This window comes from Synechococcus sp. A10-1-5-1, from assembly GCF_023115425.1.
Classification (GTDB): domain Bacteria; phylum Cyanobacteriota; class Cyanobacteriia; order PCC-6307; family Cyanobiaceae; genus Vulcanococcus.
The window spans coordinates 509,989-524,339 of sequence record NZ_CP096032.1 but is presented as its reverse complement, the minus strand read 5'-3'; the positions used below and the strand labels follow the sequence as shown (position 1 = coordinate 524,339).

The window sequence follows — 14,351 nt, the reverse complement described above, 5'->3', positions numbered from 1 at the left end:
GGCGCTAGGCCGCGGGGGAGAGCTCGTCGATCAGCTCCTGCAGCTCTGCGGCCTGGATGTCATAGACCTCATTGCAGAAATGGCAGGTGAGTTCTGCCTTGCCGTCCTCGTTGAGCATCTCTGAGAGCTCATCGCGGCCCAGCAGCTTGAGGGCATTGACGCTGCGCTTGCGGCTGCAGGGGCAGTGGAAGGTGATGTCTTGGCTGGCCTCGGCGTCCTCCAGCAGTTGGGGATCGAGGTCGGGAAAGATGTCCTGGAGCAGCGCCTCGAGGTTGCCCTCGCAGGCGGCCAGCCGGTCGCTGAAGTGCTCAATCTCTCGGCAGCGCTCCTCCAACAGCGCGACCAGGGCTGGCTCACGGGCGGCCTTGGGGAGCACCTGGACCAGAACGCCACCGGCGTGCCTCAGGCCGCTGCTGTCGATGCGCTCGCCGACAAAAACCGCCGAGGGCGTTTGTTCGGAGTGCAAGAGGTAGGAGGCCACGTCATCGCCGATGCCGCCACTGACCAGCTCCACCGTCGAGCTGAAGGGTTCCCCCTCACCCAGGTCCCGAACCACATGGAGGTAGCCGGTGCCGGTGGCCTGCTTGAAGTCGAACTGATGGGCCCCATCGACCGTGTCCACCAGATCGAGTTCCAGCTCGGGCGCGCCGACGTAGCCGCGCACTGTCCCGTCCCTGCCGGCATCGACCATGAGTCCCTTCAGGGGGCCATCGGAGGAGATCCGTAGGTTCACCCGGCCATGGGCGACCTTCATGGAGCTGGCGAGTAGCAAGCCCGCCGTCATGGCCCGGCCCAGCAGGGCGGTGGTTAGAAACGAGAGGTTGTGGCGACGGCGGGCATAGCGGACCGTGGTGCTGGTGCTGACAGCAACCAGGCGGATCCCACCCCCTGCAGCTGTTGCTCGCACCAACCGATCTGACATGCCCAGGCCATTGCTCGAGGCACTGTATTCAGGCGCTTCAGCAGGGGATGAGCGCAGGCTGGAGTTGCCCATCGATCAGGGTCCAGCGCTGTCCTGGCTCGGTCAGCGGCTCGAACAGCTCCGGTTCGTGCGTGACGATCAGCACGATGCGATCACGGCTGAGCTGATCGATGAGGTCGATGATCTCCGCGCGCACGGACCAGTCCAGGCCAGCGGTGGGTTCATCCATCAAGAGCACCTTGGGGTCACGCAGCAGTTGGACTGCCATCGCCAGACGGCGCTGTTGACCGCCACTGAGCTCCTCGGGGGCCTGTTGGAAGGACAGACCACTGAGGCCGACCTGGTTCAAGACCGCCTCGGCCTTTTCGCTGGGCAAGCGCCGCTGGCCGAGACGCAGTTCCTGGCCGACGGTCAGTCCAAGGAAATGGCGCTCAGGGAATTGAAAGACCAAGCCACAGAGCCAACGGCGTTGGCGGGCATTGACCGCTTTGCCATGCCATCGGATTTCCCCTTTGCTGGGATCCGCCAGTCCGCAGATCAGCTCCAGCAGCGTGGACTTCCCGGAGCCACTGCGTCCGGCCACCAGTGCCAGACGTCCAGGCTCCAGCTGCAGGCTGGCGCCCCGCAACACCGGATCAGGAGCCGTTGCAGCGTGATAACAGAGCGCGTCGAGCTCAAGCATCGGTGGCCGATGGCCGTCAGGTGCCACCAGCATGTTTGATGGGAGCAAGCCCTGCTGCGCTGCGCTGCAATGGAGATTCGCTTTCGAGAATTTGACCCCTTCAATTGCTGGCTCTGGTTGCGTTTCAGTAATCCCCCGGGCCAAGGAGAGCGGGGATATATCGAAACCACCTTTGACAGCTGGTTTTTCCTGGGCAAGTTGGGCGGTTTTAACGCCGAGAACCTCCAGGTCCATGACGAGGGCGCCGAGGTCAGTTGGATGAGCTACGACGGCGAGGCCGCTGAGCGGGCCATGCCAGCCCTGATGCACAACATGGGTGAAATCGAGTATCAGGGCTCCTGGGCTCGCTGCTGGATGGATCTGGGCACCAGCGATGGTTTTGCCCTTGACGTCCTGATCAACACCCTGCGGCAGATCGACTCCGACGTGGTTCAGATCGAGGAGCTCCTGATCGGTGGTGCCAATGACGATTGGCCTGTGGAGGACCACCCCGAAAGCCTCTTCCCCGTAGGCGCCCCAGACGCTTAGCGCCATGGTCCGGGAGCTGCGTCGGCTGCTGATTGCTCCAGAGCGCTTGGCTCCGCTGGTCGCGTTGACCGGTGAGGAGGAGCGCTACTTGACCCGGGTGCTGCGCTTCTGCGTCGGGGACCGCTTTGCCGTGATCGATGGTCGGGGTTCCCTCTGGACTGCCGTGCTTGGGGAGTCCGCTTCAGCCCAGTTGGAGCAGAGCCTGGAGGCTCCCTTGGAGCGGCATATGCCGCCGACTCCGCACTTGGTCTTGGCCTCCGCTGTGGTGAAGCGCGACTTTGAAGTCGTCCTGCGCATGGCGGTGGAGCTGGGGGTCGATCGCTTGATTCCGCTTCTCTGCGATCGAACTGCTGTTCAAGGCAGCCTGCGCTTGGATCGATGGCGCAGCATCGCCGCGGAGGCGGCGGAGCAGTGCGAACGTCTCTGGTCTCCCCAGATTCAGGAGCCGATGACGGTTCATCAGCTTTTGGCTCTGAAGGATCAGCAGGATGCCGGGCTCTGGATGACCACCCGTCGAGATGGCCTGCCGCTGTTGGGTTCAGTCCTCGCGGATCTGCCCCTGGAGAACCTCCCCGGCCTCTGGCTGGCCTGCGGTCCTGAGGGGGGCTGGTCCCCGGACGAAGAACAGGCCGCTGAGGCGGCGGGATGGGAACCCGTGGATCTGGGCCCTCGCATCCTGCGCAGCTCAACGGCCTGCGTGAGTGGGTTGAGCAGCCTGAGCAGCACCCGCTTTGAGCGCTGCGGGGTTTAGCTCAGATCACTTCTTGCCAAACATGCCGCTGGCCATGCCGCGGAAGCCGGCGATGTTGGCACCAGCGCGGCGGCGGCGCATGGGCAGCGCGCCACCGGCAGTTACGCAGTCCGGAGCAAAGGTGGCGTCAGTTTTGGCCGGACGAGCGGCCTGTTCCTCGGCCAGCTCAGCGGCGATTGCTTCTGCGGTGGTTTGCGATGCGCCACTGGGGGCAGCGGCGGCTTCGCTCTGGACGGCTGCCGCAGGTGCGGCGGCGGCGGCCTTCACCTCAACCTTGGCTTCCGTTTTGGCGGCCTTCTCTTCCTTGGCGGGCTTCTCGGCGACGGGAGCCACAGTCACCGACTTCTCAGCGGCCTTTTCATCGAGCTCGAGGAAGAAGCTGCCCTTGCGGTTGAACACCATGGCGCCGGTTATTGACCGTTTGCAGGATTATCCGCTGCTGCCGGTGCATCTGAACAGCGGCCTTAGGGCTGTGCAACAGAAGTTTCAGCTGTTGTGTTCTTCTGGAGCCAGTCGCTGATTCCAGGGATGCTCGATCTGCTGATCTTGCTGAGCCCAGAGCGCTTGCAGCACTGGCTTGCAGCCCTGGCGATCAATGCTGTTCTGATTGCTGCAGCCCAGCGGCTTCCGCTGCTGACGCGTGCGGGCTGGGTGCATGCCGGCATCCTTGGCACCGTGTTGCTCGGCAGCCTGGATTGGCCGGGCTGGTGGGCAGTGGCGCTGTATCTGGCCTTGGGATCGCTGGTGACCCGTCTGGGGTACCGGCGCAAGCAGGAGCAGGGCCTGGCGGAGGGGCGAGGGGGCCGGCGCGGTCCCGAGAACGTCTGGGGATCGGCGGCAACGGGTGCTGCCCTGGCGCTGTTGAGTGTTTGGCCCATGGCGCCGGTGATCCTGCTCAAGATCGGCTTTGCCGCCAGCTTTGCCGCCAAGTTGGGCGATACCTGCGGCAGTGAGATCGGCAAGCGTTGGGGCCGCCACACCGTCTCGATCACAACCTTCAAGCCCGTTGCCCCTGGTACTGAAGGGGCCATCAGCCTGGAAGGAACCGCGGCCAGCGCCGGCGGTAGTGCCTTGATGGCCTTCTTGATGCTCCAGTTGGGCCTGATCCAGGGCGGTCAGACCTGGTTGTTGGTGGCGCTGGTGGGCTTGGCAGCGACCTTGATCGAAAGCCTGATTGGCGCCACGGTCCAGGACCGCTTCCCTTGGCTCAGCAATGAGCTGGTCAATGCCCTGCAGACCCTGATCGCAGCCCTGCTGGCCATGGGGCTGGCCGTGCGCTTGGCCTTCGCCTAGCTCGCCGTCACCAGCTGTTGACGCACCAGCGCGCAGGCCTGTTGGTAGCGCCGTTGGGCGGCCCTGGCGCTGACCCCCACCATCGCGCCCAGTTCCTGCCAGGTTCGCTGCTGCAGCACCCGGGCCAGCACGAGTCTCCGTTGACTGGCATTCAAGGTTTTCAGTCCCCTCCACAGCTGCCGGCGCAGCTCACAGCGCTCGAGCCAGCTGTACTGACCTGCCGCCTGGTGATCGCTGAGTTGCTCCACCAGAGGTGTTTCAGGATCTGAACCGCTCCCGGGTTGGTCCAGGCTGGCGATCCGCAAACAGGCCTGCAGGGCCTGGGCCTCTTGCCAGCGCTGCGGCGAGCAGCCCAAGGCCTGGGCAAGCGAGCTGTCGTCCAACGCGCTGGAACCTTGGAGCTGGCGGCGGCGTTGCAGGGCCGCTCCCCTCTGCAGCAACTCGATCACGCTGCGGGCTCCACTGAAGACGCGGCACCGGTCCCTGAGGTAGTGGCGCATCGCCCCTCGAATCCAGGGCACAGCCGCTGTGCTCAAGGTGTTTCCCCGGCTTGGTTCAAAGCGCTCGACTGCCTTGATCAGGCCACTGACGCCCTCTTGAACCAAATCTTCAAAGCTGTGGCCACTGCGTTCGCTTTCACGCCGGGCCACCTTCCAGACCAGGGGCAGGTTGGCGGCCACGACGGCGTTGCGGTGTTCGTTGTTCCGGCACTTGAGATAACGGGCCAAGAGCCATTGCTGCTGTTCATGCGTTGCCATAGCGGATGGGGTGCTCTGCTCTCACCCTCAACGCCTTCCCCCAATGTCTGAGTCACCCCCGGGGGGGTGTGATTTCCCTCAGTTGAGGGGGGTGCTGGCGCTGAGTGGTTGCAAGTCCGCCCAGCTCAGCAGCGGGCTCCATTGCCGCACCCGCTCATAGACCTGGCGATGCCCATCGCTGTTGAGGTGGATCCCGTCTGGAGAGAGCCATTGCAGCCAAGCAGGATCCGCCAGCAGTGATTCCAGTAGCGGTAGGAACGGAACATCGGCCTCCATGCAGGCCTCCTCGAGGAGGCCCTCGTACTGGCGGATCTGCTCATTGCTGTACCAGAGCAGATCGGCATAGGGCATGACGTGCTCATCCACCGGGGTCAGCCCCAGCACCAGCAGCGGTGCCGTTGCTTGCAGCTGTTTCAGCAGTTGCTGCAGACCGAACAAAAATGCTTCGGCATCGAGTTGGAGGCGACCGTCACGGCGACCCACCCGAGCGGTGTCGTTCAGTCCGACGGAGAGCAGGATGCCCTGGGGCTTTTGTCGCCTGAGTTCCCCCCGGCAACTGAACTCGCCTGCCCAGCGGGCCGCCACCCGCTCCAGTCCATCTCCGCGCACCCCGAGGGGATAGAGCACCGGTCCTCCGGGGAGTCCCATCCAGTGGCGCCGCAGGCGCTCGCACCAGCCCCCCTCTTCAGGATCCCCCCAGCCATAGACGCCGCTGTCCCCAATCACGATCAACTTGCGGGGAACGGCCAACACCATGGATCAGGGCTAGAGCAGGCGCCGTCTGGCGCGATCGCTCAGATCTTCACCCACCAGGGTGAGTGCCGCATAGACCACAAGCAACAGGGAGATTTGATCCCAGGCAAAGGAACTCAGGCTCTCCTGCAACTGCGTTCCCAAGCCGGTTCCAGCCATCATCCCCACCACCACGGTCTCCCGAAGGATCACATCGCTGCGATAGGCCCCATAGGCCAGATAGGAGCGGGCTAATGCGCTCAGACGCCCGTAGAGGAGGGCGATTCGAGGGCCCACACCTTGGCTATGCAGTGCATCCTCTGGGGCGCCGCTGCAGGTCTCCGTTCCCTCCAGCAACAACCGCCCCAGAATTCCGAGGTTGTGAAAGCCCAAGGCCAGGGCTGCTGTCCAGAGTCCCGGTTGAAAGACAAACAGGAGCAACAAAGCCGTCAGCGGCGGCGGCCAGAGCCGCCCTAGGGCCCAGAGCAGCCTGAGCAACTGCTGACCAAGGGGCCAGGGGGCCACCAGCACCAGCAGCAGGGGCGCGCCGCCGACCGCCAGGCAGGCCGAGAGGAGTGTCAGCCAAAGGGTGTTGCTGATCAACCGTCCCCAGGGGAGTGCCAAGGCGTCCTGCCAGTTGCTGCCATCCATCGGCGGTAGCGGTTGCCAGTGGAGAAGGGCCGCTGGATCGATCCCCAGGTTCTGGGCGATGGCGAGCAGCAGGGGAACGAGCAGCGCGAAGAGGATCAGAATTTCCTGGCCCCGACGGCCCACACCGGCCTGCCGCCGGCCAAAGCGGTTGGCCAATCCCCAGCGCTTGCGCAGGGTGCGGATCAGGCTCTCCAGGCTGAGCATCACCGCTAGCAGGAGCCACAGGCCACTCCAGAGTTCGTGAAATTCCAAGGACTGGAGGGTGAGCAGGAGTTCGTTGCCTAGGCCCCCCAGGCCAAAGACCCCCAGCAGGGTGGCGCTGCGTAGGGCGCACTCCAGCCGGTAACCCCCGTAGCTGATGACTCCGGGCAGCAGGGGCGGACCAATCGCCGTGATCAGGGCGGCCGGGCCGCCGCTGCCGCTGCTCAAGAGGGCCTTGAGCGGTTGATCGGGCAGGGCATCGAGCTGGTCGCTGATCACCCGGGCCACCAAGGCGCTGTAGGGGATCACGATCGCCAGCACCGCCACCGCCGGCTGCAGCCCCAGCACCTGCAGCAGGAGTAGGCCCCAGATCAGTTCATGGATCGATCGGGGCAGGGCCAGGAGTCGCCGCAGCAGCTCGGCTGGCAGCGCTCCTCCAATCAAGGTGGTCCAGACCAGCCGGGAGCTGGCGAGCCCAAGCACCAGTCCCAACAGCAGGCTCAGGGACCAGCTCAAGAGGGCCACCCCAACGGTCACCCCCAGTCCCTTGAGCAGGGACGCGAGCACGATCGGATCGAAGGAGGGCTGTAGAGCGGCGGCGGCAAAGGCTCCGATCAAGTCCCAGCCCCCGCCATGGCAGAGCCCTGGCAGCACCACGGCCAGAGGCAGGATCACCACTGCGGGGATCAGGACCTGTAGCGGCGCGGCGACTTTCAAGGTGCACTGCGACCGGCATAGAGGCGCTGCAACGCGTCCTCCTCGAGTTGCGTTGGCGAGCAATCGAACAGGATGCGCCCGTCCCGCAGACCCAGCACGCGGCTGAAGCCCGTCAGGAGATCGGGCCTGTGCAGGCTCATCACCAGTGCCCTCGGCGCTTCGGTTTGCTCCAGTAGCAGCGCCAGCAATTCGCTCGCTAGACGCGGATCGAGGCTGGCGAGGGGTTCATCTGCAAGCCAGAGCAAGGGGTCCTGCCGCAGCAGGCGCGCAATGGCGACCCTTTGGCGCTGGCCGCCGGAGAGCTCCGCCACCGACTGCTTCAGCAGGATGGGGTCCAGATCCAGTTGCCGTAGCGCAGCGCTGCAGGCTTCGGTCTCTAAAGGCAGCAGCAGGTTCAAGATCGCCCGAGGCCAGCCCCATTGGCCGAGCCGGCCGCAGTTGAGGTTTTGCTGAACGCTGAGCTCATCAATCAGGCGCAGGTCCTGCCACAGCGTGCCAATCCGCCGCTGTTGACGGCGTTTCAGCCAGGAGCGCCGAGCCATCGCTTCACCGGACCAGAACACCTCCCCCTGGTCGGCTTGGAGCAGGCCATTGGCGACGGCGAGCAGCGTGCTTTTGCCCGCACCACTGGGACCCAGTAGGGCCAGGCGCTCACCGGCCTGGACGCTGAGCTCAATCTGATCGAGCCTGGGTTGCTGGCGTCCCTTGACGCTGACCCCCCTCAACTCCAAGACGGGTGCGCTCATGGTGGGCCTTAGGTCTGGGTGAAGCGGAACACCATCAGGGCCAGGATCAGCCCCAGCAGGGTGAGTTCGAAGATGTCGGGGCCACGCGGGTTCATCCGCGACCCTCCCGTTTCTCCAATTTGGCCACCGACGGCAGGCCGAAGACCAGAACGAGCAGGGGGATTTCCAACCAGAGAACCCCATTGCTGAACAGGATCACCGCCAGATCAATGGCGGCGATGGAACGCAAAAACAGCACCCAGACCTCGTCCCCATCGCTGCAGCTGCGCTGCCAGAGCATCAGCCCAGCCACCAGCAGGAGCAGGTCAACCAGCAGGTTCGTGGGCAATGCGGGGACGAGTCCGGTCCCCGCATTCTGCTCCTGGAATCAGCGGATCTTGCCGATTTGACGGCCGACCTGCTCGATCTGGGCGTAATCGCTGGCCTTGGCCCCCGTGAACTGCTCGGCACCAAAGAGTTCGATGATCGCCTTCTGTTCAGGGTTGCTGGTGCGCCAGCTCAGGATGGCCTTGCGCAGCTTGTTGGTGAAGCCACCGCCGAAGCGTTGGTCCAGACCGGGTTGGGCGATCCAGTGGTAATCGGGATATCCCGGGGTGGTCCAAATCGCATAGACCTTGGCCTTGTTGGCTTTACCGCTGGCCAGGTTGGCTTCCCAGACCTGTTTGTTCAGTGCGCCCGCGTCATAGGCGCCGCTCTGTACGAGGGCCACGGTGGCGTCATGGCTGCCGCTGAAGCCAGGGGCCCCACCGGCGAACTGGCTGGGCTTCACCCCGGCCTGAGCCAGGAAGTACTGGGGCATCAGACGGCCCGAGGTGGAGCTCTGGGAGCCGAAGGTAAAGCGCTTGCCTTTGAGCTCCTTCAATCCATCGATCTTGGAGATGGGCTTGAGCTGGCTGCGGCGGTTGGCGATGAAGACCGATTGAAACTTGGCGTCGATGTCGCGCTGGGCGATCACTTGGGCGCCGGGTTTCTGCAGACGGGCCTGGACGCCGGTCAGGCCGCCAAACCAGACCAGATCCAAATTGCCGGTGCGGAAGGCACTGACCGCGGCGGCGTAGTTGGTGACGGGGACATAGTTGACCTCGACACCCAGCTGCTTGCTGAGTTCATTGGCCACCAATCCGTAGAGCCGGTTCAGCTTCTCGGGCTTCTGATCGGGGATGGCGCCGATGCGCAGCACAGGCTTGTTCGTCTGCGCCACCGCGGCGGGGGTAAGAGCACTGCTGAGCTGCGGCAGGGCCAAAGGAGTGGCCACCGGCAGCCATGCAAGCGAGACGCCTACGGCCGCGGCGGCCCAACGTTCTCGGCCGCTGAAACGGATGGTCATTGAAGGGAGTGCAGTGCAATCCCTGATTTTCCCCCTAGAGGGTCTCGATAAAACGCTGCAGCCTGGCCAGGCCGTCCTGGATGGTGGCGTCGGAGGCGGCGCAGGAGAGGCGAATGCAGTCGTTGTCGCCAAAGGCGCCACCAGGCACTACGGCCAAACCCTGCTCATCAAGCAGGCGCTCGCAGAAGGTCATCGAGTCCAGGCCTGTGCTGCTGATGTTCGGGAAGGCATAGAAGGCCCCCTGGGGCGGAAGCAGTTGGACGCCTTCGATGGCCTGGAGACCATCGCTGAGCAACTCCCGTCGATGGCTGAACTGGGCCGCCATGGTCTGGATGCACTCGCGGGAGCCCGTCACAGCAGCCAGAGCGCCGTATTGGGCAAAGGTGCAGACATTGCTCGTGCTCTGGCTTTGCAGAGCGCTAGCGGCCTTCAGGGCGGCGCTGTTGCCGGCGAGCCAACCAATCCTCCAACCCGTCATCGCCCAGCCCTTGGCAAAGCCATTGACCGTGAAGACCCGATCTGCCAGGTCCGGAGCGACGGCCGCGAAGCTGTGATGGCTGTGGCCGGGGGCCAAGAGAAATTCGTAGATCTCGTCGCAGACCACCGCGACTTGTGGATGGCGGCGCAGCACCTCGGCGATCGCCTCGAGGTCGCTGCGGCTGAGCACCATCCCCGTGGGATTGCCCGGGCTGTTGAGGACCAGCAACTTGCTGGCTGGTGTGATGGCCGCCTCCAGTCGCTCTGGGTCGAGTCGGAAACCTTCCGCTGCGGAGCTGGTGATGAATCGGACCGAGGCCCCAGCCAATCGGGCCATCTCTGGGTAGCTGAGCCAGTAGGGAGCCGGCAGGAGCAGCTCGTCTCCGGGCTCCAGCAGCACCTGAAAGAGGTTGTAGAGCGCCTGCTTACCGCCGTTGGTCACCAGCACGTCACCGGCGCTGGTGGGGACGTGGTTCTCCTTGGTCAACTTTTGGGCGATGGCCTCTCGCAGGGCCGGCTCGCCGGCGGCGGGACCGTAGCGGGTTAAACCACTCTCAAGGGCCTGGGCCGCGGCCTCCCGAATGAAAGCTGGGGTGTCAAAGTCCGGTTCGCCAGCGCTCAGGCTGCAGATATCGCGTCCTTCGGCCTTCAATGCCTTGGCGCGGGCGGCGATGGCCAGCGTCAACGAAGGCTGCAGCGCTTCGGCCCGGGCGGAGAGTTTCAACGGGCGCGGCATTCGAGCAGCGACGTCAGGGGGTAACGCCTTGCGGCTTACCGGTGATGCTGTGCATCCTGCCGCATGCTGGGCCCCTCATCCGATGTCTTCACAGCCACCCCCGTCCGTTGGCCTGGTGTTGGCGGCCGATGAGCCTGCATCCCTGGCCCGCTTCTACGGCGCCGTCAGCGGCGCTGGAGTGCAGCGGGGGTTGAGCCAGACCCATTGGAGGGTGCCGCTGCCTGGCTCAGGGTGGCTTGAGATCTATGCCCCGAGTCGCTCCAGGCCCCTGCCGCGGCAGCGCGGACGTCTGGCCTTGGCCATCCATCTTCTGGGCGGTGAGCTGGCACTGAGCACAGCGGTCGCCCGGGCTCAAGAGCATGGGGCCCAGTTGGTGGAGCCCACGCGCCAGGAGCCCTTTGGCTGGGAGGCCTGGTTGAACGATCCCGAAGGCAATGCCCTGCTGCTGATTGCTAGAGAGGCAGGCGAGTGATTGCATCGCCATGACTGCCACCTCCCTCGAGCAGGACTTGGCGGCCTTGGCGGAGACCTGTGACGGTTGCCGCCTGTGCAAGTTGGGCACAAGCCGTACCCAGGTGGTGGTGAGTCGCGGGAACCCCCAGGCGCGCCTGATGGTGATTGGTGAGGGTCCGGGTGCCCAGGAGGACGAGCAGGGTCAGCCGTTTGTCGGTCGCTCGGGCCAACTGCTGGATCGAATGCTCGAGAGCGTGGGCATCGACAGCAATCGCGATGCCTATGTCTGCAACATCGTGAAGTGCCGTCCACCGGAGAACCGCAAGCCCACGGCCCTCGAGATGGCGTCGTGTAAGCCCTGGTTAGACCGTCAGATCGCCCTTGTGGATCCGGCGGTGATCCTCTTGGCCGGGGCGACAGCCGTGGAGGGCCTCCTGGGAATTAAGGGCGGGATGACCAAGATCCGCGGTCAGTGGCGCCAGTGGGAAGGCCGCTGGTTGATGCCGGTCTTCCATCCCTCCTATTTGTTGCGGAATCCCTCAAAGGAGCGGGGGGCCCCCAAGTGGCTCACCTGGCAGGACCTGCAGGATGTGCAGCGCCGCTTGGCCCAATTGGACGCTCCGTTGTGACAGGCTTGGCCCACTCGGCCTGCCCAACGCTGCTGCCATGACTGCCTCCTCAATCGCAACGCCCGAGGCGGGGCAGCTGTCCTCCCGTTACGACACGGTCATCCGCCGCCGCAAGACCCGCAGCGTTCGCGTTGGTGACCTCTGGATCGGAAGCGAGCACCCCGTCGTGGTGCAGTCGATGATCAACGAGGACACGCTCGATATCGAGGGTGCAACCGCGGGCATTCGCCGCCTGCACGAAGCGGGCTGTGAAATCGTCCGCGTCACCGTGCCCTCCTTGGCCCATGCCAAGGCGATGGGCGAGATCCGCAAACGCCTGGAGGACAGCTATCAGCCGGTCCCCCTGGTGGCGGACGTCCACCACAACGGCATGAAGATCGCCCTGGAAGTGGCGAACCATGTCGACAAGGTTCGAATCAACCCGGGTTTGTTCGTTTTCGACAAGCCTGATCCGAATCGGACCGAATTCACACCTGACGAAATCGCTCAGATCGGTGATCGAATCACTGAGACCTTTGAGCCCCTGGTCAGCCTGCTGAAGGCACAGGACAAGGCGCTGCGCATCGGCGTGAACCATGGCTCCCTGGCGGAGCGGATGTTGTTCACCTACGGCGACACACCCCTTGGGATGGTGGAGAGCGCCCTGGAGTTCATCCGAATTTGTGATCGCCTCGACTACCACAACATCGTGGTGTCGATGAAGGCCTCACGGGCACCGGTGATGTTGGCCGCCTACCGGATGATGGCCGATCGGATGGATGCCGAAGGTTTCAACTACCCCTTGCACCTGGGCGTGACCGAGGCCGGAGATGGGGACTACGGCCGCATCAAGAGCACCGCCGGCATTGCCACCCTGCTGGCCGATGGCCTGGGGGACACGATTCGGGTGTCGCTGACCGAGGCCCCGGAGAAAGAGATTCCTGTCTGCTACTCGATTCTTCAGTCCCTGGGTCTGCGTAAGACCATGGTTGAGTACGTCAGCTGCCCCAGCTGCGGACGCACCCTGTTCAACCTGGAGGATGTGCTCAACAAGGTGCGGAACGCGACGGCACACCTCACGGGTCTGGACATTGCCGTGATGGGTTGCATCGTCAACGGTCCTGGTGAGATGGCTGATGCCGATTACGGCTATGTCGGCAAAACCCCAGGGGTGATTGCCCTGTATCGCGGCCGCGATGAGATTCGCCGCGTTTCGGAGGCTGAGGGCGTGGATGCCTTGATTGCCTTGATCAAGGAAGACGGCCGTTGGGTCGATCCTTAAGGGACCTCGGCTAACCCTCAGATTTCTCCGGTTTTCACGCCAACTGAGGTTGGGAAACTGGAGCTAATTTGAAGAAATCTCCCCTGTCAGGAGCGCATTGATGACCCAGCCACGCGGCCTCCGCACCCGTCATCGTGCCCTGCTTGTTCTGGCCGGTGCCGGTGCCGTTGGTGCCATCTCTTTGCCGCCGTTGTTGCTGCCCAGTGCGGCATCGCTGGTGAGCGATAGCCCGAAGGAAGTCATTGACCAGACCTGGCAGATCGTCTTTCGGGACTATCTCGATACCAACGGCAAATACACCTCGGATCGATGGAAAGACCTGCGTCGTCAGGTGCTCTCCAAGAGTTATGGCAGCACCAAGGAGAGCTACGAGGCGATCCGAGGGATGTTGGCCACCCTCGACGACCCCTACACGCGCTTCCTTGATCCGCGTGAGTTCAAGGAGATGCAGATCGATACCTCGGGGGAGCTCTCCGGGGTTGGGATCCAGCTGAGCCTTGACAAGGACACCAAAGAGCTGACGGTCGTCAGTCCGATTGAAGGGTCTCCGGCCTCCCGCGCCGGTGTGATGCCCAAGGACGTCATCACCGCCATCGATGGCAAGAGCACAAAGGGGATGACGACCGAGGATGCGGTCAAGCTGATTCGTGGCAAGGCGGGCAGCACCGTGACCTTGCAGCTGCGCCGCAACGGGAAGCTGCTGGACACCCCCCTTGTGCGGGCACGGATCGAGCTCCATGCGGTCGATACCCAGGTCAATACCAGTGCCGATGGCACCAAGATTGGTTACATCCGCCTGAAGCAGTTCAACGCCAATGCCGCCAAGGACATGGCGAAGGCGTTGAAGGATCTGGAGAAGCAGCAGGTCCAGGGGTATGTGCTGGATCTACGCAGCAACCCCGGCGGTCTGCTGGTGGCCAGCATCACGATCGCCCGTCAGTTGCTCAATGAAGGTGTGATCGTCTCCACCAAGACCCGAGACGGCATCCAAGACACCAAGCGGGCTGTTGGTCGTGCCTTGACCGAGCGTCCTCTGGTGGTGCTGGTCAATGAAGGCTCAGCCAGTGCCAGTGAAATCCTCTCCGGTGCCCTACAGGACAACCATCGAGCGGTCTTGGTGGGTGAGACAACCTTCGGTAAGGGCCTGGTGCAGTCGGTTCGCGGCCTGATTGATGGTTCGGGGATGACCGTCACCATCGCGAAGTACCTCACCCCAAGCGGCCGAGATATCCACAAGCATGGGATTGATCCTGATGTGCGCGCCAAGCTGAGCGCCCGCGAGATCCAATCCCTGCGGCTGGAGGATCTGGGAACGCAGAAGGACAGTCAGTACCGCGTGGCTGAGTCCACTCTCCTTAAGCAGGTGAAGGCCGCTAACACCCTGACCAAGTCGCGGACCTACAACCCCGCCAGTGCCAATGTGCCTGCGGCGCTGGCGGCGCCGGTTCACTAGGCGAGATCACTACAGGCGATCGCAAAAAAGCCCA

Annotated in this window: 17 protein-coding genes; 7 read left to right on the top strand and 10 right to left on the bottom strand. The window is 64.0% G+C overall.

The window, feature by feature from the left end:
- Positions 1 to 4: 4 nt before the first annotated feature.
- Both hslO and MY494_RS02755 read right to left on the bottom strand, forming a co-directional pair.
- Positions 5 to 922 (bottom strand): Hsp33 family molecular chaperone HslO, encoded by a 918-nt coding sequence (gene hslO, locus MY494_RS02760; RefSeq protein ID WP_247911932.1) that lies wholly within the window; start codon positions 920 to 922, stop codon positions 5 to 7.
- Between the two features lie 37 nt (positions 923 to 959).
- Entirely contained in the window at positions 960 to 1,604 is a 645-nt protein-coding gene (locus MY494_RS02755; protein ID WP_247911221.1) for an ABC transporter ATP-binding protein, read from the bottom strand.
- Between the two features lie 69 nt (positions 1,605 to 1,673).
- Here MY494_RS02755 and MY494_RS02750 point away from each other — a divergent pair, with 69 nt between their 5' ends.
- Both MY494_RS02750 and MY494_RS02745 read left to right on the top strand, forming a co-directional pair.
- Positions 1,674 to 2,132: a DUF3531 family protein gene (locus tag MY494_RS02750; RefSeq protein ID WP_247911220.1), complete on the top strand. Its 459-nt coding sequence runs from the start codon at positions 1,674 to 1,676 to the stop codon at positions 2,130 to 2,132.
- A 4-nt stretch (positions 2,133 to 2,136) separates the two neighbouring features.
- Positions 2,137 to 2,883 (top strand): 16S rRNA (uracil(1498)-N(3))-methyltransferase, encoded by a 747-nt coding sequence (locus MY494_RS02745; RefSeq protein ID WP_247911219.1) that lies wholly within the window; start codon positions 2,137 to 2,139, stop codon positions 2,881 to 2,883.
- A gap of 6 nt (positions 2,884 to 2,889) precedes the next feature.
- Here MY494_RS02745 and MY494_RS02740 read toward each other — a convergent pair whose 3' ends face one another.
- Positions 2,890 to 3,285 (bottom strand): hypothetical protein, encoded by a 396-nt coding sequence (locus MY494_RS02740; RefSeq protein ID WP_247911218.1) that lies wholly within the window; start codon positions 3,283 to 3,285, stop codon positions 2,890 to 2,892.
- Between the two features lie 126 nt (positions 3,286 to 3,411).
- Here MY494_RS02740 and MY494_RS02735 point away from each other — a divergent pair, with 126 nt between their 5' ends.
- On the top strand, positions 3,412 to 4,176 hold the full coding sequence (locus MY494_RS02735) for a DUF92 domain-containing protein (protein ID WP_247911931.1): 765 nt from the start codon (positions 3,412 to 3,414) through the stop codon (positions 4,174 to 4,176).
- Here MY494_RS02735 and MY494_RS02730 read toward each other — a convergent pair.
- The 7 genes from MY494_RS02730 to MY494_RS02700 form a co-directional block, all read right to left on the bottom strand.
- Positions 4,173 to 4,934 (bottom strand): sigma-70 family RNA polymerase sigma factor, encoded by a 762-nt coding sequence (locus MY494_RS02730; RefSeq protein ID WP_247911217.1) that lies wholly within the window; start codon positions 4,932 to 4,934, stop codon positions 4,173 to 4,175. The two genes, MY494_RS02735 and MY494_RS02730, sit on opposite strands and share 4 nt — an antisense overlap.
- Before the next feature lie 78 nt (positions 4,935 to 5,012).
- Positions 5,013 to 5,690 carry a GDSL-type esterase/lipase family protein gene (locus MY494_RS02725; RefSeq protein ID WP_247911216.1) on the bottom strand — a complete coding sequence of 226 codons (678 nt, stop codon included), beginning with the start codon at positions 5,688 to 5,690 and terminating at the stop codon, positions 5,013 to 5,015.
- A 9-nt stretch (positions 5,691 to 5,699) separates the two neighbouring features.
- A complete protein-coding gene (locus tag MY494_RS02720) occupies positions 5,700 to 7,235 on the bottom strand; it encodes a phosphonate ABC transporter (protein ID WP_247911215.1) in 1,536 nt (511 codons plus the stop codon).
- A complete protein-coding gene (locus MY494_RS02715; protein WP_247911214.1) occupies positions 7,232 to 7,981 on the bottom strand; it encodes a phosphonate ABC transporter ATP-binding protein in 750 nt (249 codons plus the stop codon). The genes MY494_RS02720 and MY494_RS02715 overlap by 4 nt, the downstream gene beginning before the upstream one ends.
- A gap of 91 nt (positions 7,982 to 8,072) precedes the next feature.
- Positions 8,073 to 8,309, bottom strand: coding sequence for a hypothetical protein (locus tag MY494_RS02710; RefSeq protein ID WP_247911213.1), 237 nt, complete (start codon positions 8,307 to 8,309; stop codon positions 8,073 to 8,075).
- 39 nt (positions 8,310 to 8,348) lie between these two features.
- Positions 8,349 to 9,308 carry a putative selenate ABC transporter substrate-binding protein gene (locus MY494_RS02705; protein WP_247911211.1) on the bottom strand — a complete coding sequence of 320 codons (960 nt, stop codon included), beginning with the start codon at positions 9,306 to 9,308 and terminating at the stop codon, positions 8,349 to 8,351.
- A 34-nt stretch (positions 9,309 to 9,342) separates the two neighbouring features.
- Positions 9,343 to 10,521 carry a pyridoxal phosphate-dependent aminotransferase gene (locus MY494_RS02700; RefSeq protein WP_247911207.1) on the bottom strand — a complete coding sequence of 393 codons (1,179 nt, stop codon included), beginning with the start codon at positions 10,519 to 10,521 and terminating at the stop codon, positions 9,343 to 9,345.
- 82 nt (positions 10,522 to 10,603) lie between these two features.
- Between MY494_RS02700 and MY494_RS02695 the strand changes: the two genes are divergently transcribed.
- The 4 genes from MY494_RS02695 to MY494_RS02680 all read left to right on the top strand — a co-directional run bounded on the left by MY494_RS02695 (position 10,604) and on the right by MY494_RS02680 (position 14,317).
- Complete coding sequence (locus MY494_RS02695) at positions 10,604 to 10,993, top strand: VOC family protein (protein ID WP_247911206.1); 390 nt, start codon at positions 10,604 to 10,606, stop codon at positions 10,991 to 10,993.
- Between the two features lie 10 nt (positions 10,994 to 11,003).
- The gene (locus MY494_RS02690; RefSeq protein ID WP_247911205.1) at positions 11,004 to 11,603 is read left to right on the top strand and encodes a uracil-DNA glycosylase family protein; all 600 of its coding nucleotides are present in this window, start codon (positions 11,004 to 11,006) and stop codon (positions 11,601 to 11,603) included.
- Positions 11,604 to 11,640: 37 nt separating this feature from the next.
- Entirely contained in the window at positions 11,641 to 12,864 is a 1,224-nt protein-coding gene (ispG, locus tag MY494_RS02685) for a (E)-4-hydroxy-3-methylbut-2-enyl-diphosphate synthase (protein ID WP_247911204.1), read from the top strand.
- A gap of 100 nt (positions 12,865 to 12,964) precedes the next feature.
- Positions 12,965 to 14,317 carry a S41 family peptidase gene (locus MY494_RS02680; RefSeq protein ID WP_247911200.1) on the top strand — a complete coding sequence of 451 codons (1,353 nt, stop codon included), beginning with the start codon at positions 12,965 to 12,967 and terminating at the stop codon, positions 14,315 to 14,317.
- Positions 14,318 to 14,351: the final 34 nt, after the last annotated feature.